The sequence below is a fragment of the Burkholderia sp. A2 genome, assembly GCF_001729305.1.
GTDB lineage: Bacteria > Pseudomonadota > Gammaproteobacteria > Burkholderiales > Burkholderiaceae > Burkholderia > Burkholderia sola.
In genome coordinates this window covers 18,246-37,500 of sequence record NZ_LZXX01000118.1, presented here as the reverse complement: position 1 = coordinate 37,500, position 19,255 = coordinate 18,246, and the positions used below count along the sequence as shown (strand labels likewise).

The window sequence follows — 19,255 nt, the reverse complement described above, 5'->3', positions numbered from 1 at the left end:
TCTTCGTCTTGGAACTGATTTTGAGCGTCCCTACACTGTGTCCATGGCTCAACGCCGTCCACAACACCAACCCATCATCAGGAGATAAGCGCATGAAAATCGCCATCGTCGGCGCAGGTCTGATCGGCCACACCATTGCTCACATGCTGCGCGAAACGGGCGACTACGAAGTCGTCGCGTTCGACCGCGACGCGGATGCGCTCGCGAAGCTGTCGCGCGAAGGCATCGCGACGCAACGGGTCGATTCGGCCGACGCGAATGCGATTCGCGAAGCGGTGAAGGGCTTCGATGCGCTCGTCAACGCGCTGCCTTACTACCTCGCGGTCAACGTGGCCGCCGCCGCGAAGGCCGCGGGCGTTCATTACTTCGACCTGACCGAAGACGTGCGCGCCACCCACGCGATCCGCGAACTGGCCGACGGCTCCGACCGCGCGTTCATGCCGCAATGCGGCCTCGCGCCGGGCTTCATCGGCATCGCCGCGCACGAGCTCGTGAACGGCTTCAGCGAAGTGCGCGACGTGAAGATGCGCGTCGGCGCGCTGCCCGAATATCCGACCAACGCGCTGAAGTACAACCTCACGTGGAGCGTCGACGGCCTGATCAACGAATACTGCCAGCCGTGCGAAGCGATCCTCGACGGCCGCAAGCAGTGGGTGCAGCCGCTCGAAGGCCTCGAGCACTTCTCGCTCGACGGCACCGAATACGAAGCGTTCAACACGTCGGGCGGCCTCGGCACGCTGTGCGAGACGCTGTCGGGCAAGGTCGAGACGCTCGACTACAAGTCGGTGCGCTACCCGGGCCACCGCGAGCTCGTCCAGTTCCTGCTGGAAGACCTGCGCCTGTCGACCGATCGCGACACGCTGAAGTCGATCATGCGCCGCGCGGTGCCGTCGACGAAGCAGGACGTCGTGCTCGTGTTCGTCACGGTGACGGGCGTGAAGGACGGCCAGCTGGTGCAGGACGTGTTCACGCGCAAGATCTTCGCGAAGGACGTGTGCGGGATGCACATGAGCGCGATCCAGATCACGACGGCCGGCGCGATGTGCGCGGTGCTCGATCTGTTCCGCGAAAAGAAGCTGCCGCAGAGCGGTTTCATCCCGCAGGAAAAGGTGTCGTTGAAGGCGTTCCTGTCGAACCGTTTCGGCAAGCTGTACGACGGCGGCACGATGGAGCGCGTGCACGCGGTTGCCTGACCGCGGTCGCCGCACCATTCGCCTATCTGCGGCACGAGGGCCGTACGACGCCGGGAGCGCAGCAGCGCTTCCGGCGTTGTTTTTTGAAGAAGTCGGAAGGGCGCCGGGCGGCGCGCTCAGGCCGGCAGCGGCGGGACCATCGTCGCCGGTTGCGGCGGCGGCACGATGCGGTACAGCAGCGCGTCGATGTCCGCATCGGACGGCGCGGTGTTGTCGAACATCACGATGCCGTCGCATTCGCGGCCGGTCGGCACGAAGCGGCGCTGCCGGTATTCGTCCCAATGCGCGAGCTTGTACGCATCGTTCGGATTGGCGCGCGCGACGATCCGCTGATGCGCGACGTCTTCCGACGTGTGGACCCAGACGACCGTCAGCGTGACGTCGGGCGCGATGCCGAGCCATGCGCGATCGAGGATGCGCCGGTCGCGCACTTCGCGCGACAGCGGGCCGACCACTAGCGCGCCGATGCCGAGCGCGAGATTTTCACGGGCCGTGTCGAGCAGGCCCTGGTATTCGGGATCGCGAAGATGTTTCAGGTAGAGCGGGCTGTCGCGGTCGTTCGGATCGTCCGTGAGCGCGCCCATCGCGGCCGCGCTGTAGCGGCCGTACAGCGTGTCCTTGTCGAGCAGGCAGAACGCTTCGCCGGTCGCGCGCATCAGCGGCCCGATGAGCCGCTTCGCGAGCGTGGTCTTGCCGGTGCCGGCGTGACCGCAGAAGAACACGAGATGCGTCACGAATACCGGCTCCCCGCCTCCTGGCGCGACGTGTCGCTGCGCTTGTCGCCACGCGAGAACACTTCCGCTTCCAGCCACATCGCGTTGATGATGCCGAAGCCGAGCGCCACGCCGATGCCGAGTATCCACGAGAAATACCACATAGGTCTGCCTCCTTGACGGTGGGGCCGCACGGCCGTTGTGCACTGCGCAACGCAGACCCGGCGGGCCTGTCGACGTGCCCCGACGCGCGTGCTGCGGCGCACGCAGCACGATCATGACCAATATCGGCGTGCCGCGCAAGCCGGGCCGTCCGTGCAGCAAACCGGTAAACTGATGCGCAAACCGCAACATCGTGAACAACATGCTGATCAACTGCGCTGCTTACCAGGACGGCCGCAAGCTGGCCGATATCGACATCGATGCCATCAGCGATTACGTGTCGAAGCCCGAATGCTTCGTATGGGTCGCGCTGAAGGATCCCACGCCCGAGGAAATCGACCTGATGGGCGAGGAGTTCGGGTTGCACGAGCTGGCGCTCGAGGACGCCCGCAAGGGGCATCAGCGGCCGAAGATCGAGGAATACGGCGATTCGCTGTTCGCGGTGCTGCATACCGTCGAACTCGACGACGACGACGAATTCAAGGTCGGCGAACTGAACGTGTTCGTCGGCCCGAATTACGTGCTGTCGATCCGCAACCATACCGAGCACGACTTCCGCGACGTGCGCAAGCGCTGCGAGCGGGAGCCGCATCTGCTGCGGGAAGGTTCGGCGTTCGTGTTCTACGCGTTGATGGATCAGGTCGTCGACCGGTATTTCCCGATTCTCGAAACGCTCGGCGCCGAGCTCGAGGAACTGGAGGATCGCATCTTCGCGAAGGCGACGCCCGCGTCGTCGCGCGCGATCATCGAGGATCTCTATTCGCTGAAGCGCCGGCTCGTGCTGCTGTACCAGCACACGGCACCGCTGATGGAGCCGCTCGCGAAGCTCACCGGCGGGCGCGTGCCGCAGGTCTGCAGTGGGATGGCGGCCTACTTCCGCGATGTGTACGACCATCTGCAGCGGATCGTGAAGACGATCGAAGGGCGCCGCGAGATGGTCGTCACCGCGATCCAGGTCAACCTCGGGATGATATCGCTCGCGGAGAACGAGGTGACCAAGCGGCTCGGCTCGTTCGCCGCGCTGTTCGCGATACCGACGATGATTGCCGGCATCTACGGGATGAACTTCGCGAACATGCCCGAGCTGCACCTGAAATACGGGTTCTACGGCTGCATCGCGGTGATGGCCATCGCCGATCTCGCGCTGTGGTGGCGCTTCAAGCGGGCAGGGTGGCTGTAGCCCGATTTCACGCAGGACGCGGCGCGTGCTTGCCGACCACGACGCGCCACGGCCGCACGCGCCACGATTTCACGAGGCCGTTCTGCACGTACGGATCGGCGCGTGCGAACGATTCGGCCGCTTCCGGCGAATCGCCTTCGAACACGAGCACGGCCTGATCGGCCGGCTCCGCCAGCGCACCCGCGAGCACGAGTTCGCCGCGCTCGGTCGCGGCCTGCGCGAGCGCGAGGTGCTCCGCACGGAACGGCTCGCGCCGCGACAGGTAATCGTCGACGAGTTCGTAGATCAACTGGTAATGCATGGTCGCTCCAGGAGTCGGTTTCCGCCGCGGGACAGTGGGCGGCCGGGTCAGTATAGGGCACCGGGAAAGCCGTTGGCGACGGGGTTGGCCGGCGTGCGTGCGGGCATTGGCGGCTCGCTTTTTTGAACAACGCATCCAGGCGGGGATCTCGTTGGTTTCTGCAAAAAATGCAACTAACAGTCTAGCATCTCGTCATCATCCAATTGTCGAGCTTATCCGCCTTTACATAGGCGTCCCCTAAAGTTCGTCTACAGAAATGAGGGCCCTCCAAGCCTGTGCCGGTCCGGATTTCGCAAGCCGGCGAGGGCGGCGAGCGGATGAAAAGCGACAGGCGGCCGGCGGCCGGCCATCTCCGTCGGGCGTCGCACGTGAGCGTTTCCATTGGGCCGAAATGCGACCTATGCTGAACGAATCCGGAGCGAACGCCGTTCGCCCGATTGACCCGATTCGCCCAGACGAGGTGCGCCATGCCGGTCTCAGCCACCCTGCAGGATTGCCTGCGCCAGAAGTCATCGCGGTACGAAGTCGTGTACCACCCCTATAGCCATACGAGCATGGAGACGGCCGCCGCCGCGCATATTCCCGGCGACCGTCTTGCGAAAACCGTGCTCCTCGAGGACGCCGAGGGCTACGTCGCCGCCGTATTGCCGACGACGCATGCCGTGCGTCTGTCGGATCTCTGGGTGAAGACGGGACGCCATCTCGTGCTCGCCCGCGAGGTCGAATTGCGCGAGCTGTTCAAGGATTGCGACATGGGCGCGCTGCCGCCGGTCTGCATGGCGTACGGGATGAAGACGTTCCTCGAGGAGCGTCTCGCGCAGCAGCCGGAAGTCTATTTCGAGGCCGGCGATCACGAGGCGCTGATTCACATGACGCAGGACGAATTCCTGATGCTGATGGAGACGGCCGAGCGCGCGCATTTCTCGCACAGGATGCAGGGAATGATGCTGTCCTGAGCGATGCCGGTGGTTCGTCGAGGAAGCATGCGCGCAGGCATTTGCCGCCGGGTTAGGTGAGGGGAGATGCCGGTGCGCGCAGGGGGGGCGGGCAATGGATTCATGCTGATGCAGTGGTGTTCTGCTTCGAAAAATAGATTGGTTGTGCAAATCATTTAACGGAGCGCGGACGAGCGACCGGATTTATCGGATTTGATTTGTAATCCTTGATATATAGGCGATGCGAGCGCCATCCGCGCATCGTGGGGCCGCCGTGGAATCGGCTAGAGCCTGTTCGCGCTGATGCAAGCCCTTCTTGGCATGCGTGGGCCGTGACCTCACACGGGATGCATGCGCGGCAGTGGGTCACTGGCTGCCGTCCCTCGCCGCCCCCAACGAAACGCATCCGGAAAATTCTTACGCGCGTGTCAATTCGGTGCGACGCACTAAAGTGGTGATTATTTGTGCGCGAATCACCGAATGAGTGCGATAACCATACAAATCAATTACTAAATCAATCGGAAATGGTTAATGAAGTTTACTAACTCGTTATTCGAGTAATGTCTCCAAACTTTGTATTCGGGCATCAAATAAAGTTTGACGCCCAAATTTTTTCCTTGCTATCTTCTGCACCCAAGACGAACGGCCCGGCTGACATCGGCGTGTAACGAAGGATCCAACCGTCATACGAGAAATGTGCCCGTGTCGACGTAGCTGACAATTGCCTGACCACGCTGGTGCGGGTAGACGCCGGATAGGGCGGCTATCCCGTTGCGGTTGAAACGATTCCTTGAAATTGAATAAATCGGGATCCGGATTCGATGCTTTCGATTCGGATTGCAGATTGAATTAAAAATGAAATTTCGCGTTGAGGCGGAGACGGAACCGACCGGGTTCCGGCGTCGGCCATCATCGCGAAACTGGGCGATTCGCTTGGGGGAAGGATAGTGGGCATGAAAGTCGAAGAGCATCTGGTTGCTTCGAACAGCGGACTGGCCACGCTGGGGCGTCCGCGGGAATTCGGCAAGAAGCAGCAGAATCCGGTGCGCCGTTTCGGCGGCATCGCAGTCGTCCTCCTGTTGCATGCAGTGCTGATCTACGCATTGCTCAATGGCCTCGCGACCAAAGTCGTGCAGGTGATCCAGCATCCGATCGAAACCCGCATCATCGAGCCGGTGAAGCCGCCGCCACCGCCGCCGATGCCGGTCGTCAAGCTTCCGCCGCCGAAGTTCGCGCCGCCGCCGCCGCCGTTCGTGCCTCCGCCCGAAGTGCCGGTGCAGGCGCCGCCGCAGGCGACCATCACGCACCAGTCGGCACCGGCGCCGTCCGCGCCGGCCGTGCAGGCGCCGGTCATCGCACCGCCCGCGCCTGCCAAGCCGGTCAGTCACGAAGTCGGGGTCGTCTGCCCGAATTCGGACACGATTCGCGCGTCGATGCAGTACCCGAAGGAAGCGCAGGAAAACAACATCACGGGTGACGTGACGATCGAGTTCGTCGTGGATGCGGAAGGGAACATCACGAACGAGCGCGTGGCCCAGTCGGCCGATCCGGTGCTCGATCGTGCGGCCTACAACACCGTGAAGCGGTTCAAATGCGTGGCGCAAGGCCAGGCAGTGCGGGTCCAGGTACCGTTCTCGTTCAACCTGAATTGATGCAGTGGGCGGTCCGGCGGGCGCCGGACCGGGGAAAACCGGCTTGAACCTTCATTGTAAGTTCAACGAAATAATTGGAGTGGGGTATGACCAAGCGTTCTCTGGCCGCGCTGGCGGCAAGCCTGTTGATGTCCGTCGCTGCAATCGACGGGCTCGTTGCACCGCAATTCGCTTACGCGCAAGCGAGCGGAGCCACGGCGGCATCCGACGCGTCGACACAGGCCGCGACGGCGACGCCGGCGCCGTCCGCCGCCGAGCCGGCCCCGCCGCCGGCGCCGGCCGCGACCGAAGCCGTCGAGAATCCGTACGGGCTCGGGGCGCTCTGGAAGAACGGCGACTTCGTCGCGCGGTTCGTGCTGATCCTGCTCGTGATCATGTCGATGGGCAGCTGGTACATCATGGTCACGAAGTTCGTCGAGCAGTTGCGAGCGAACCGCCGCGCGAAGCTTGCGGACGCGCAGCTCTGGAGCGCGCCGTCGCTGGCCGAGGGCGCGAAGCTGCTCGACGAGGCATCGCCGTTCCGCTTCATCGCCGAAACGGCGATCGAGGCGGGCGAGCATCACGACGAGGCGCTGCTCGAAGCAGTGGACCGCAACACGTGGATCGACGTGTCCGTCGAGCGCTCGATCACGAACGTGTCGAACCGCATGCAGGACGGGCTCGCGTTCCTGGCGACGGTCGGCTCGACCGCGCCGTTCGTCGGGCTGTTCGGCACGGTCTGGGGGATCTATCACGCGCTGACGGCGATCGGGATTGCCGGCCAGGCGTCGATCGACAAGGTCGCGGGCCCGGTCGGCGAGGCGCTCATCATGACGGCGATCGGCCTGGCGGTCGCCGTGCCTGCCGTACTCGGCTACAACTTCCTGGTCCGGCGCAACAAGTCGGTGATGGAGCGGGTCCGCAACTTCGGCGCGCAGCTGCATACCGTGCTGCTGGCCGGCAGCAAGCGTCCTGCTCGCGTGCCGTCGGCGGCCGCGTCGCTCGTGAACTGACCGGCTGACGGAGGCGCGCGATGGGCATGAACGTCGGGCAGGACGAAAGCGACGAGGTGATCGCGAACATCAACACGACGCCGCTCGTCGACGTGATGCTGGTGTTGCTGATCATCTTCCTGATCACGATTCCGGTCGTCACGCACACGATCCAGCTGCAGTTGCCGAAGGAGGTCGTGCAGCCGCTGCAGACCACGCCGAAGAGCGTCGAGATCGCGGTGAACCGCGACGGCGATTTCTTCTGGGGCGAGCAACGGGTGGACGCATCGGCTTTGCTCGCGAAGCTGAAGGGTGTGTCGCAGCAGCAGCCGCAGCCGAGCGTGCACGTGCGGGGCGACCAGAACACGCGCTACGAGTTCATCGGCCGGGTCATCACGATGTGCGAGCGCGCAGGTATCGCGAAGGTGTCGTTCATTACGGAACCGCCGGCGCGTGGTGGTTAACGTTGCGTGGGGACGGCACGCGCGCCGCTGTCGATCGACGGCGACGCAAGGGATCGGAGCAGGCATCGACAGGAGCAGACGATGGGAATGAACGTGCCTTCGGGCGGGGGCGGCAGCGAGCCGGACGTGATGGTCGACATCAACACCACGCCGCTGATCGACGTGATGCTGGTGCTGCTGATCATGCTGATCATCACGATCCCGATCCAGATGCATTCGGTGAAGATGGACCTGCCGGTGGGCAATCCGCCGCCGCCGGCCACACAGCCGGAAGTCGTGCAGATCGACATCGACTTCGACGGCACGACGACGTGGAACGGCGCACCGGTGCCGGACCGCGCGGCACTGGAGGCGAAGCTGACGCAGGTCGCGCACGAGCCCGTGCAGGCGGAGATCCATCTGCGACCGAACAAGCTGGCGCCGTACAAGGACGTGGCGGCCGTACTGGCGTCCGCGCAGCGCGTGGGCGCGACGAAGATCGGCCTGATCGGAAACGAGCAGTTCATGCAATGACGGAACGGGCCAACCGATGAACCAGCGACGATGGAAACGGATGATGGCGCTGACGGCGCTCGGTGCGGCCTGCATGCTCGGCCGGCCGGCGTGGACGGCCGACGCGTTGCGGCCCGAGGTGGCGAAGCCGCTGGCGGCGGCGCAGGACCTGTATCGCGCGCACAAGTATCGCGACGCGCTCGGCAAGATCGCGCAGGCGGCCGCCGTGCCCAACCGCACGCCGTATGAGACCTACATGGTGGAAGCGACGCGCGGCGCGGCGGCGATGGCGGCCGGCGATACCGGCGTGGCCGCGCAGGCCTACGAAACCGTTCTGAACTCGGGACGCCTGTCGGGTGCGGACGAGCAGCGGACGACAGCGGCGCTCGCGGGAATCTACTTCCAGCAGAAGAACTATCCGCAGGCGATCCGCGTCGCGCAGCGCTACCTGAAGGCGGGCGGCACGGATCCGGAAATGCACACGCTGCTCACGCAGTCGTATTACTTGTCGAACGATTGCAGCCAGGTCGTGAGCCAGTTGAAGGCGGGCGCGGACGCACAGGTGAAGGCCGGCCACGCGCCGGACGAAGGGCAGTTGCAGATGCTGGCGACCTGTGCGCAAAAGAGCAAGGATTCCGGTGCGTATCGCAGCGCGCTCGGCATGCTGGTGGCTTATCATCCGAGCCCCGCGTACTGGGAGGAAATGGTTTCGGCCATTCGCGGCAGCCCCGGTTATCTGTCGTCGCTCGACCTCGACATCTATCGGCTGCGCAGGGCGACGGGCTCGCTGACGACGGCCGACGCCTATATGGAGATGACGCAGCTCGCGCTGGTGGCGGGCACGCCGGCCGAAGGCCGGCAGGTGATCGATCAGGGCTTCGCGTCCGGCGTGTTGGGCAAGGACGCGCAGGCGGACCGCGAGAAACGGCTGCAGGCGCTGGCCGCGAGGCGCGCGCAGTCGGGCGCGGACGCTGCCGACCCGGTGGCGCCGATCGACGCCGGCATGAATCTGGTGTTCGCGGGCCACGCGGCGCAGGGGCTGTCGATGATGGAGCAGGCGATCGCGAAGGGCGGGCTCGAGCATCCCGATGCGGCGCGGCTGCGGCTCGGCGAGGCGTACTACGTGGCGGGCCAGAAGGCGCATGCGGTCCAGGTGCTGCATACGGTGAAGGGTACCGACGGATCGGCGGATCTGGCGAAGCTCTGGACGGTCGTCGCGTCGCGGTAAGGCGACGCTGGGGACGCGGGGGCCAAACGCGGGATGGGCGCCGTACCGCATACACGTGCCATTGCGCCACCTGAAGGAAGGGAAGTCTGACTGGACGACGAAAAGGGGCAGCCTTGTTAATTAGTAAGCCGAATGAAATGAGCGCGAATCGCGAGACCGCGAAGCGGGAATCCCGTTTCGCTCGGCGTGCGACGTGCGCGCGGCGGCAAAGGGCAGCGGAGCCTCGCGCCGCGGCGGCAGCCTCATGGCGTCGGGCAAGGCCTGCCGACATCAAACCGATTTCGATTGAGAGGGTCCGTTCTTCCATGGTCTTGCCTCCCGATGAATCGGTGCTCGTCGCGGTTTCGCTCGGCAACAAGATCCGCGCGCTTCGGCAGCGGCTGAAACTCACGCTCGACGAAGCGGCCACGACGGCAGGGATATCGAAGCCGTTCCTGTCGCAGGTCGAGCGCGGGCGCGCGACGCCGTCGATCACGTCGCTGGTCCGGATTGCGAAGGCGCTCGGTGTGACGATGCAGTACTTCATCGACACGCCGACCGAGGCGCGCTCGGTGTGCCGCGGCGATGCACTGCGGTATTTCCAGTTCACGAACTCGGCGAATTCCTTTGCCCGGCTGACGAATCTCGTGGACGGCCGCAAGCTCGACGCGATTCTCGTCAGAATACCGGCGGGGCAGTCGCCGTCGGAAGTGACGACGCATGCAGGAGAGGAGTTCCTCTATGTGATGCGTGGAAGGGTCGCGCTCACGCTGGAGGATTGCACGTTCGTGTTGAGCCCGGGCGACACCGCGCACTACGAGTCGACGATGCCGCATGCGTGGCACAACACGGCCGACGAAGAGGCGGTGATCGTCTGGGTTGGTACGCCGCGGCTGTTCTAGCCGAGGCGGCAGGCGCCGTACGCCGCGATGCAGGAGAAGTCACCGATCGATGGAAGGCCGCACGCAATACGGCGGGCGAACATTTTCGCTGCCGACAGGGCGGGCCCGTCGTCCATCGAATCGGAAGTAGCAGGAAGTGCGCTCATTCCATGTAGTAAGTAAGACGAATCAAATTATAGAGACGGTGATGCTGAGTGGCACGGGTACCCCGAGGCCGATCCGTTCGAGTCGTGGCAGTCGGAAGCGTGGCTATCGCGGGTTCCGTTACACGGGCGCCCAGGGCGAGCAAGGAGTGCAGCAGGTGGGGTCTTACTACGAGCGAGAGGGAACAAGATGAAGCAGAGAGTTTTGGCGTTGGCCATCAAGCGGATAGTCTGGGCGGAGCTGGCGCTGACGGCCGCGCTGGTGCCGCCCGCGTTCGCCCAGAGCCAGCCGGCGCCGGGAGCCGCATCGATCGCGGACGCAGTCGCGAACGGCGCACCGATGACCGTTGCACAGGCGGACGGTGCGGCGGGTGCTGTCGCTGCCACGGGGGCTGCGGGATCCGGAGCGGCACCCGTGGCGACGCCCCGCGCGAATGGACAGGGCAAGGTCGCGCAGATCAAGCGGTTCGAAGTGACCGGTTCGCTGATCCGGCAGGCCGACAAGGTCGGCTTCAACCAGGTGCAGACCGTCACGAGCAAGGACATCGAGAACAGCGGCCAGACCAGCGTCGCTGACTACCTGCGCAGCACCTCGGCGAATTCGGCAAGCAGCTGGAGCGAAGGCTCGACGAACAGCTTCGCGCCGGGCGGCGCAGGTATCGCGCTGCGCGGCCTCAGCGAGAAATACACGCTGGTGCTGATCGACGGCATGCGGGTGTCGCCGTATGCGTTCGCGGTGAACGGCAGCGATCAGTTCTTCGACCTGAACACGCTGCCGCTCAACATCATCGACCGTATCGAAATTGTCAAGACCGGTGCGGTGTCTCAGTATGGTTCCGACGCAATCGCGGGCGTGGTGAACATCATCACGAAGAAAAACTTTCAGGGTCTTGAATTGGGTGGCAGCTACGGTGGCGCGACGAACGGTGAAGGCGGCCAGGGCACGACGAAGTTCAGCATCCTCGGCGGCTTCGGCGACCTGAACGCCGACCGCTTCAACGTGACGGCGGCGCTCAGCTACTACAAGTCGAACGGCATTTCGATCGCAGATCGCGACACGACGCAGAACCAGAACTTCTCCAATTTCCCGGGCGGCCTGTCGAACCAGAGCGTCTCCTACTGGCGCAATCCGACCACCGGCGCGAAGGTGCCGCTGAGCCCGTGTCCGAACGGAGGCCAGGCCGTGCCGGGCACCTCCGTCGCGCAGGTCAACGGGCCCGGCACGGTCTGCGCAAACAACACCGCGTACGCATCGTCGCTGTCGCCGTGGACTGAACGTCTGAGCGCGAAGGTGCACGCCGACTTCAAGATCAACGACGCGATGCAGGCGTTCGCCGATCTGTGGGAAAGCAACAATACGACGGTCACGAACAACTTCGTCGGCCGCCTCGGTAACAGCACGCAGACCTATGATCCGGCGACGGGCGGTCTCAACCCGATTTCGAACCTTGTACCGGGCAGCAACCCGTATAACCCGTTTGGCGTGCCGGCGAAGCTGGTCTACGCGTTCCCGGCCGCGCAGGCCGTGCATACGAGCTCCAACTTCTGGCGTGCCGCGACCGGCGTGAAAGGCTCGTTCAGCACGCCGCGCGTGGGGGATTGGGATTGGACGGCGTCCTACACGCATTCGCAGGACACGGTGTCGAACAACTATTCGAACCTGATCAACGCGGCCGCACTGGAGAATATCGTCCAGAACGGCGTATTCAATTTCGCCAATCCATCGTCGACACCGAACGGGTTGAACGGGCTGTACGGAAGCACGTCGACACAGGCCATCACGAAGCTCGACGCTGTCGACGCGACGCTGTCGACGCCGAACCTGTTCACGTTGCCCACGGGTAACGTCGGCCTGGGTCTCGGTACGCAATTCACGCACCAGAGCCAGTACATCGGTACGGGCGCGGACTACGCGAATGGCACGCTCATCCAGCCGTCGCTGCAATCGGTCAACGGAGAGCGCAACGTCGCGGCGGTCTACTACCAGATCGACATTCCTATCCTGAAGAACCTGACGTTCAGCCAGTCGGGGCGTTATGACCACTACAGCGACTTCGGTGGCGCGTTCTCGCCGCGCTTCGCGTTGCGCTTCCAGCCGATCCGCGAGCTGACGATGTACGGTTCCTACAACCGTGGCTTCCGCGCACCGACGCTGATCGAAAACACCTCGTCGCGGACCTACGGCGCGCAAGGCGCGGTCGATGCGAACGATCCTAACAACCCGAACGCATACAACCTCGTTGAGGAAGTGCAGACCGGTAACAGCAAGCTGCAGCCGGAGCGGACCAAGAACTACAACATCGGCTTCCAGCTGTCGCCCACCCGCAATACCGATTTCGGCTTCGACTGGTACAAGATCCACATCGACAACGTGATTGGCACGGAAGACATCCAGACGGTGGTCGACCAGAATGATCCGTCGAAGGTGATCCGTAACCCGAACGGCTCGATCGCGTACGTGCTGCTGCCGTACATGAACCTGTCGTCGCTCGATACGGACGGCTTCGAGACCACCTTCCGCCAATCAGTGTCGACCAAGATCGGCACTTTCACGCTGTCGGGCGACTGGGCCTACGTGTGGCACTTCAAGATGCCGGTGGGCGGCGAGACGACCGACTTCGCGGGCAACAACGGTTCGCTGAACGAGCCGTTCGGCGGCAGTTTCCCGCGCTGGAAGGGCAACACGAGTCTGAACTGGAACTACCACAACCAATGGAACGCAACGTTGACGTGGATGTTCACGGGGCCGTACAGCCAGGCCATCCTGTCGCCGGGCCAATATCCGAACATGCAGGACAGCGTGGCTTCGTACAGCCAGTTCAACCTGATGGTCAGCTACACCGGCTTCAAGCACTGGACGATCTACGCGGGCATCGACAACATCTTCAATCGTGCGCCGCCGTTCGACCCGGTTTATATGAACGCGAGTTACCAGACGGGCTACGACACGTCGCTGTACACGTATGTCGGTCGATTCGCACAGGTTGGCGCGACCTACAAGTTCTGATGGCGATTGCGATGCACTGATGGGCTTTAGACCGGCCGCTCCACGTCCACCTCCCCATTTTTTGGAGCGGCCCTTTTTCGCCTGGCGCCACGACGGCCTGCAACCGGGACGTGCGGCGATGCAGTTTGCAGGATCGTTTTCAGCACGAACAACCAGTGGGGTGCAGGTGGCACGCGGCATCCTGCACAGGCATCTACCGCGCGCAGGCATCGCGCCCGCGCGTTTTCGGACAGACGGACCATGAAACTGTTGAAATGGCGATGGGCAGGCGTGCCGCGCGCGGCGCTGTTCGCATGCGCCGTGCTGCTCGTGTCGGGCAGCGCCATGCCACGTGCGGCGCTCGCGGTGTCGGCGATCGCGCAATACGACCAACCCAAATACCCGGCCAATTTTACGCATTTCGATTATGCCGATCCCGACGCGCCGGACACCGGCACGCTCAACTTCGAAAACTACGATCAGGCACAGAGCTACGACTCCCTCAACCCGTTTCTGACCCGCGGCTCGCCCGCACCGGACATCAAGAACCTGATGTTCGACACGCTGATGCAGCGCAGCTGGGACGAACTCGCGTCCGAATACGCGTTGATCGCCGACGACGTCGAGGTGGCGCCCGACGGGCTGTCGGCCACATTCCACATCAACGCGGCCGCGCGCTTCTCGAACGGCGACCCGATCACCGCGGCCGACGTCAAGTATTCGTTCGATACGCTGACGAGCCCGCAGGCGTCGCCGCTGTACAACGCGCAGTTCTCGATCATCCGGCGCGCGGTGGTCGTCGACGGTCACACGATCCGCTTCGAGTTCAAGCACGCGGAGCGTGACGCCGCGCTGATCGCGGGCGACCTGCCGGTGTTCTCGCCGAAATGGGGGCAGCGCGCGGACGGTACGCGGCCGCCGTTCGACCAGATCGCGAACGTGCCGCCGATCGCGAGCGGTGCATACCTGATCGAGCAGCGCAGGAACGACAAGCAGATCGCCTATGTGCGCAATCCGCACTACTGGGCGGCGAACTTGCCGTCGCGGCGCGGGATGTTCCGTTTCGCACGCGTGTCGTTCAAGCTGTATCTCGACCAGTACACGGCACTCGAGGCGTTCAAGGCCGGCGATGTCGACGCGCGGATGGAGTACAGCTCGACGCAGTGGGCGCGCAAGTACGTCGGCAAGAATTTCGGCAACGGCACGCTGAAGAGGGGGGAATTCCCGGACGGCCCCGCGCAGATGCAGGGTTTCCTGATGAACCTGCGCAAGCCGATGTTCCAGGACGTGCGCGTGCGGCATGCGCTCGCGCTGGCATTCGACTTCGACTGGATGAGCCGGATGATGTTCTACGGACAGTACCGCCGCACCAACAGCTTCTGGGACGCGAGCCCGTTCGCCGCGTCCGGCATGCCGAGCGCGAAGGAGCTCGCGCTGCTCGAACCGTACCGCTCGACGCTGCCGCCGGAGGTGTTCGGCCCGATGGTCAAGCAGCCGTCGACGCTGCCGCCGGGCTCGCTGCGCGCGAACCTCAGGCAAGCGCGCGACCTGCTCGCGCAGGCCGGCTGGCATTACCGCGACGGCGCGCTGCGCGACGCGAGCGGCACGCCGATGACGATCGAGATCATCGACGACCAGCCCGGCATGGATCGCCTGATCCTGCCCTACACGCAGGCGCTCGCGACGCTCGGCATCCACGCGTACCTGCACGAGATCGACAGCGCGCTCTACCAGAAGCGGCTCGACAATTTCGAGTACGACATGACGACGTATATCTACTCGCCCGTGACGATCCCGGGCGCGGAGCTGACGCGCCGTTTCGGCAGCGCGGCCGCCTCGCAGACTGGTTCGGAGAACTATCCGGGCGTGAAGTCGAACGCCGTCGACGCGCTGATCCGCGCGGCGCTCGCGGCCAACACGCTCGACGATCTCGAGACGGCCACGCACGCGCTCGACCGCGTGCTGATCAACCTGTACGTGCTGGTCCCGCAGTACTACATGCCGAACGCACGGATCGCGTACAAGACGACGCTCGGCCATCCGCCAGTCGTGCCGGCTTCCTATCAGTACGAGGACTGGATCATCGACTACTGGTACGTGAAGCGGCCGGCGGCCCAACCCGCTCCGGCGGCCTGACGGAGAACGACCATGCTGGCATACATACTCAAGCGACTGCTGCTGATGATTCCCACGCTAATCGGGGTGGTGACGATCACGTTCGCGGTCACGCAGTTCGTGCCGGGCGGCCCGGTCGAGCAGGTGCTCGCGCAATTGCGCCACGGCAGCGCGCGCGGCGGGGAGGCGGGCGGAGGCGGGGGCGGCTACCACGGCAGCCAGGGCGTCGATCCGCAGCAGATCGAGCAGATCCGCAAGCAGTTCGGCTTCGACAAGCCGCCGCTCGAGCGCTACGCGCTGATGCTGAAAAGCTATGCGACGTTCGACCTCGGGCAGTCCTATTTCGCGCACCGCAGCGTATGGGCCGTGATCCGCTCGAAGCTGCCGGTGTCGATCACGCTCGGCTTGTGGACGGTGTTCCTCACGTACCTCGTGTCGGTGCCGCTCGGCATCGCGAAGGCCGTGCGCAACGGCTCGCGCTTCGACACGGTGACGAGCGTGCTCGTGCTCGGCGGCTACGCGATTCCGGGCTTCGTGCTTGGCGTGCTGCTGCTGATGCTGTTTGGCGGCGGCACGTTCTGGCAGGTGTTTCCGATGCGCGGCTTGACCTCGGACGACTTCGACGAGCTGACGCTGATCGGCAAGGCCCTCGACTATCTGTGGCATATCGCGTTGCCGGTGACGGCCTCGGTGGTCGGCAATTTCGCGATCGTCACGATCCTCACGAAGAACACGTTCCTCGACGAAATCGGCCGGCAATACGTGCTGACCGCACGCGCGAAGGGCGCGCCGGAGCGCGACGTGCTGTGGAAGCACGTACTGCGCAATGCCGCGATCCCGCTGCTCACCGGGCTGCCGGCCGCGTTCGTCGGTGCCTTCCTGAACGGCAACCTGCTGATCGAGACGCTGTTCTCGCTCGACGGCATGGGGCAGCTTTCGTACGACTCGGTGATTCGCCGCGACTATCCGGTGGTGCTCGGCTCGCTGTTCCTGTTCACGCTCATCGGCCTCCTGACCAAACTCATTGCTGACGTCTGCTATGTCCTCGTCGACCCCCGCATCCAGTTCAACCGCCTGGATCACTGATCCGGCCGCCGTCGCATGCGCGACGTCCCCGTCGCCATGGCGACGCACGTGGCTGCGGTTTCGCACGCAGCGGCTCGGCTACTGGAGCCTCGTGATCTTTGCCACGCTGTTCGCGCTCAGTCTGCTGGCCGAAGTATTGTCGAACGACCGGCCGCTGGTGGTGCGCTACGACGGGCACTTCTATTTCCCGATCGTGAAGAACTATCCGGAAACGCAGTTCGGCGGCGATTTCCCGGCGAAGACCAACTATCTCGATCCGTACATCCGCGCGAAGATCGAATCGCACGGCAACTTCGCGATCTACCCGCCGAACCGCTACCGCTACGACACGATCGACTATTTCGCGTCGCGGCCGTATCCGGCGCCGCCGTCCGCGAGCAACTGGCTCGGCACCGACCAGTTCGGCCGCGACGTGCTGGCGCGGCTGCTGTACGGATTTCGGCTGTCGGTGCTGATGGCGTTCGCGCTGACGGTGTCGGGTGTCGCGCTCGGCGTGCTGACGGGCGCGCTGCAGGGCTTCTACGGCGGACGCACCGATCTCGTCGGGCAGCGCCTGATCGAGATCTGGAGCGCGCTGCCCGACCTGTACCTGCTGATCATTTTCGCGTCGATCTTCGAGCCGTCGCTGTGGCTGCTGTTCGTCCTGCTGTCGATGTTCGGCTGGCTCGTGCTGTCCGACTACGTGCGCGCGGAGTTCCTGCGCAACCGCGCGCTGGACTACGTGAAGGCCGCGCGCACGATGGGGCTGTCGAACTGGCAGATCATGTGGCGGCACGTGCTGCCGAACAGCCTGACGCCGGTGATCACGTTCCTGCCGTTCCGGATGAGCGCGGCGATCCTGTCGCTGACGAGCCTCGACTTCCTCGGCCTCGGCGTGCAGCCGCCGACGCCGAGCCTCGGCGAGCTGCTGCAGGAAGGCAAGAACTACCTCGACGCGTGGTGGATCTCGATCTCCGCGTTCTCGGCGCTGGTCGTTACGCTGCTGCTGCTCACGTTCATGGGCGACGCGTTGCGCAATGCGCTCGACACGCGCGCGCGCGGCTCGGCCTTCGGCGGGGAGCAGCGATGACGGCCCCTTTGTTGGACATTCGACGGTTCTCCGCGCACTTCGGCGCGAAAGCCGCCGTGCAGGACCTGAGTCTCGCGGTCGGGCGCGGCGAGCGCGTGGCGCTCGTCGGCGAGTCGGGCTCGGGCAAGAGCGTGACGGCCCTGTCGATCCTGCGGCTCGCGCAGCAGGCGACGCTGTCGGGACAAATGCTGTTCGACGGCGAGGATCTGCTCGCGAAGACCGAGCAGCAGATGCGCGGCATCCGCGGCGCCGATATCGCGATGGTGTTCCAGGAGCCGATGACGGCACTCAATCCGCTCTATACGATCGGCAAGCAGATCGCCGAGAGCCTGCGGCTGCACGAGGGGCTGCGGCCGGGCGCCGCGCGCGAGCGCGGCATCGCGCTGCTGCGGCGCACCGGGATTCCGGAGCCGGAGCGGCGCATCGACAGTTTTCCGCATCAGTTGTCGGGCGGCCAGCGGCAACGCGCGATGATCGCGATGGCGCTCGCGTGCCGGCCGCGGCTGTTGCTCGCGGACGAACCGACGACGGCGCTCGACGTGACGGTGCGCCAGCAGATCGTCGACCTGCTGATCGAGCTTCAGGAGCAGGAGGCCGCCGCGCGCGGGATGGCCGTGCTGCTGATCACGCACGACCTGAACCTCGTGCGGCGCTTCGCGCAGCGCGTGGCCGTGATGGAGCAGGGCGTGCTCGTGGAGACGAACACGACCGGCGCGCTGTTCGCCGCGCCGCAACACGCGTACACGCGCCGGCTGCTCGACAGCGCGCCGCAACGCGCGGTCGAACCGGTCGCGGCCGGCGCGCGGACGATCCTCGACGTCCAGCAACTCGCCGTCGATTACCGCATCGCGGCGAAGGGCTGGCGCGCGGTGTTCGGCAAGACGGCGTTCCGGGCCGTGCACGACGTGCAGCTGAGCCTGCGGCGCGGCGAGACGCTCGGCATCGTCGGCGAATCGGGATCGGGGAAATCGACGCTGGCGGCGGCCGTGCTCGGCCTGCAGCGGCCGGCGTCGGGCGGCATCGAGATCGACGGCATGCCGCTGGCATCGCTGCGCACGACCCGCGGCCGGCGCGCGCTGTACGGCCGCATGCAGGTCGTGTTCCAGGATCCGTTCGGCTCGCTGTCGCCGCGCATGACGGTCGAGCAGATCGTCGGCGAAGGTCTCGCCGTGCACCGGCCGACGGTGGCCGGCGCCGCGCGGCGTGCGCGGATCGCGGCCCTGCTGCAGGAGGTCGGCCTGCCGGCCGACGCGATGCTGCGCTATCCACACGAATTTTCCGGCGGCCAGCGCCAGCGCATCGCGATCGCGCGCGCACTGGCGGTCGAGCCGGAACTGCTGGTGCTGGACGAACCGACGAGCGCGCTCGACGTGTCTATCCAGAAGCAGGTGCTGAACCTGCTGACGAACCTGCAAAAGAAGTACGAACTGAGCTACCTGTTCATCACGCACGATCTGGCGGTGATGCGCGCGATGGCCCATCGGGTCATCGTGATGAAGGCGGGGCGCGTGGTCGAGGAGGGCGAAACGCTCGACGTGTTGCACGCGCCGTCCCACCCGTATACGCAGGCGCTGCTCGCATCGTCGATGCTCGCGCCGGAACCGGGCCCGCTGCAGCGGGAAGGGGGCGCGGATGATTGACGTGAACCGGGCGCGGCGCGCCCGTGCCGTTCGCTGACGCATCT

17 protein-coding genes are annotated in these 19,255 nt (G+C 64.9%); 14 read left to right on the top strand and 3 right to left on the bottom strand.

What is annotated here, in order from left to right; genetic code table 11:
• Nucleotides 1–92: 92 nt before the first annotated feature.
• Nucleotides 93–1,193 (top strand): saccharopine dehydrogenase family protein, encoded by a 1,101-nt coding sequence (locus A9Z05_RS26900; protein WP_069620781.1) that lies wholly within the window; start codon nt 93–95, stop codon nt 1,191–1,193.
• Nucleotides 1,194–1,309: 116 nt separating this feature from the next.
• On the opposite strand, the gene A9Z05_RS26895 is transcribed toward A9Z05_RS26900, so the two are convergent.
• Nucleotides 1,310–1,927, bottom strand: a complete 618-nt coding sequence (locus A9Z05_RS26895; protein WP_069620780.1) for an ATP-binding protein — start codon at nt 1,925–1,927, stop codon at nt 1,310–1,312.
• Nucleotides 1,924–2,070 carry a cytochrome bd-I oxidase subunit CydX gene (cydX, locus tag A9Z05_RS26890; RefSeq protein WP_063772904.1) on the bottom strand — a complete coding sequence of 49 codons (147 nt, stop codon included), beginning with the start codon at nt 2,068–2,070 and terminating at the stop codon, nt 1,924–1,926. The genes A9Z05_RS26895 and cydX overlap by 4 nt, the downstream gene beginning before the upstream one ends.
• Before the next feature lie 200 nt (nt 2,071–2,270).
• On the opposite strand from cydX, the gene corA reads away from it, so the two are divergent.
• Nucleotides 2,271–3,248: a magnesium/cobalt transporter CorA gene (corA, locus tag A9Z05_RS26885; protein WP_069620850.1), complete on the top strand. Its 978-nt coding sequence runs from the start codon at nt 2,271–2,273 to the stop codon at nt 3,246–3,248.
• Between the two features lie 7 nt (nt 3,249–3,255).
• Here corA and A9Z05_RS26880 read toward each other — a convergent pair whose 3' ends face one another.
• The gene (locus A9Z05_RS26880) at nt 3,256–3,549 is read right to left on the bottom strand and encodes a YciI-like protein (protein WP_069620779.1); all 294 of its coding nucleotides are present in this window, start codon (nt 3,547–3,549) and stop codon (nt 3,256–3,258) included.
• 467 nt (nt 3,550–4,016) lie between these two features.
• Here A9Z05_RS26880 and A9Z05_RS26875 point away from each other — a divergent pair, with 467 nt between their 5' ends.
• From A9Z05_RS26875 to A9Z05_RS26820, 12 genes are all read left to right on the top strand, one after another.
• Entirely contained in the window at nt 4,017–4,505 is a 489-nt protein-coding gene (locus A9Z05_RS26875; RefSeq protein ID WP_027784485.1) for an aminoacyl-tRNA deacylase, read from the top strand.
• Between the two features lie 932 nt (nt 4,506–5,437).
• Nucleotides 5,438–6,136, top strand: coding sequence for an energy transducer TonB (locus A9Z05_RS26870; protein WP_069620778.1), 699 nt, complete (start codon nt 5,438–5,440; stop codon nt 6,134–6,136).
• A gap of 86 nt (nt 6,137–6,222) precedes the next feature.
• Entirely contained in the window at nt 6,223–7,128 is a 906-nt protein-coding gene (locus A9Z05_RS26865; protein WP_069620777.1) for a MotA/TolQ/ExbB proton channel family protein, read from the top strand.
• A 20-nt stretch (nt 7,129–7,148) separates the two neighbouring features.
• Nucleotides 7,149–7,571, top strand: a complete 423-nt coding sequence (locus A9Z05_RS26860) for a biopolymer transporter ExbD (protein WP_069620776.1) — start codon at nt 7,149–7,151, stop codon at nt 7,569–7,571.
• An 81-nt stretch (nt 7,572–7,652) separates the two neighbouring features.
• The gene (locus A9Z05_RS26855; protein WP_069620775.1) at nt 7,653–8,084 is read left to right on the top strand and encodes a biopolymer transporter ExbD; all 432 of its coding nucleotides are present in this window, start codon (nt 7,653–7,655) and stop codon (nt 8,082–8,084) included.
• A gap of 16 nt (nt 8,085–8,100) precedes the next feature.
• Nucleotides 8,101–9,291: a tetratricopeptide repeat protein gene (locus A9Z05_RS26850; RefSeq protein WP_069620774.1), complete on the top strand. Its 1,191-nt coding sequence runs from the start codon at nt 8,101–8,103 to the stop codon at nt 9,289–9,291.
• Nucleotides 9,292–9,596: 305 nt separating this feature from the next.
• Complete coding sequence (locus A9Z05_RS26845) at nt 9,597–10,172, top strand: helix-turn-helix domain-containing protein (RefSeq protein ID WP_069620773.1); 576 nt, start codon at nt 9,597–9,599, stop codon at nt 10,170–10,172.
• Nucleotides 10,173–10,505: 333 nt separating this feature from the next.
• A complete protein-coding gene (locus tag A9Z05_RS26840; RefSeq protein ID WP_069620772.1) occupies nt 10,506–13,322 on the top strand; it encodes a TonB-dependent receptor in 2,817 nt (938 codons plus the stop codon).
• Nucleotides 13,323–13,562: 240 nt separating this feature from the next.
• Nucleotides 13,563–15,437 (top strand): extracellular solute-binding protein, encoded by a 1,875-nt coding sequence (locus A9Z05_RS26835; RefSeq protein ID WP_069620771.1) that lies wholly within the window; start codon nt 13,563–13,565, stop codon nt 15,435–15,437.
• Nucleotides 15,438–15,449: 12 nt separating this feature from the next.
• Complete coding sequence (locus A9Z05_RS26830; RefSeq protein ID WP_069620770.1) at nt 15,450–16,502, top strand: microcin C ABC transporter permease YejB; 1,053 nt, start codon at nt 15,450–15,452, stop codon at nt 16,500–16,502.
• Nucleotides 16,456–17,571, top strand: a complete 1,116-nt coding sequence (locus A9Z05_RS26825; RefSeq protein ID WP_069620769.1) for an ABC transporter permease — start codon at nt 16,456–16,458, stop codon at nt 17,569–17,571. The genes A9Z05_RS26830 and A9Z05_RS26825 overlap by 47 nt, the downstream gene beginning before the upstream one ends.
• On the top strand, nt 17,568–19,211 hold the full coding sequence (locus tag A9Z05_RS26820; RefSeq protein ID WP_069620768.1) for an ABC transporter ATP-binding protein: 1,644 nt from the start codon (nt 17,568–17,570) through the stop codon (nt 19,209–19,211). Before A9Z05_RS26825 ends, A9Z05_RS26820 begins: the two co-directional genes overlap by 4 nt.
• Nucleotides 19,212–19,255 lie beyond the last annotated feature (44 nt).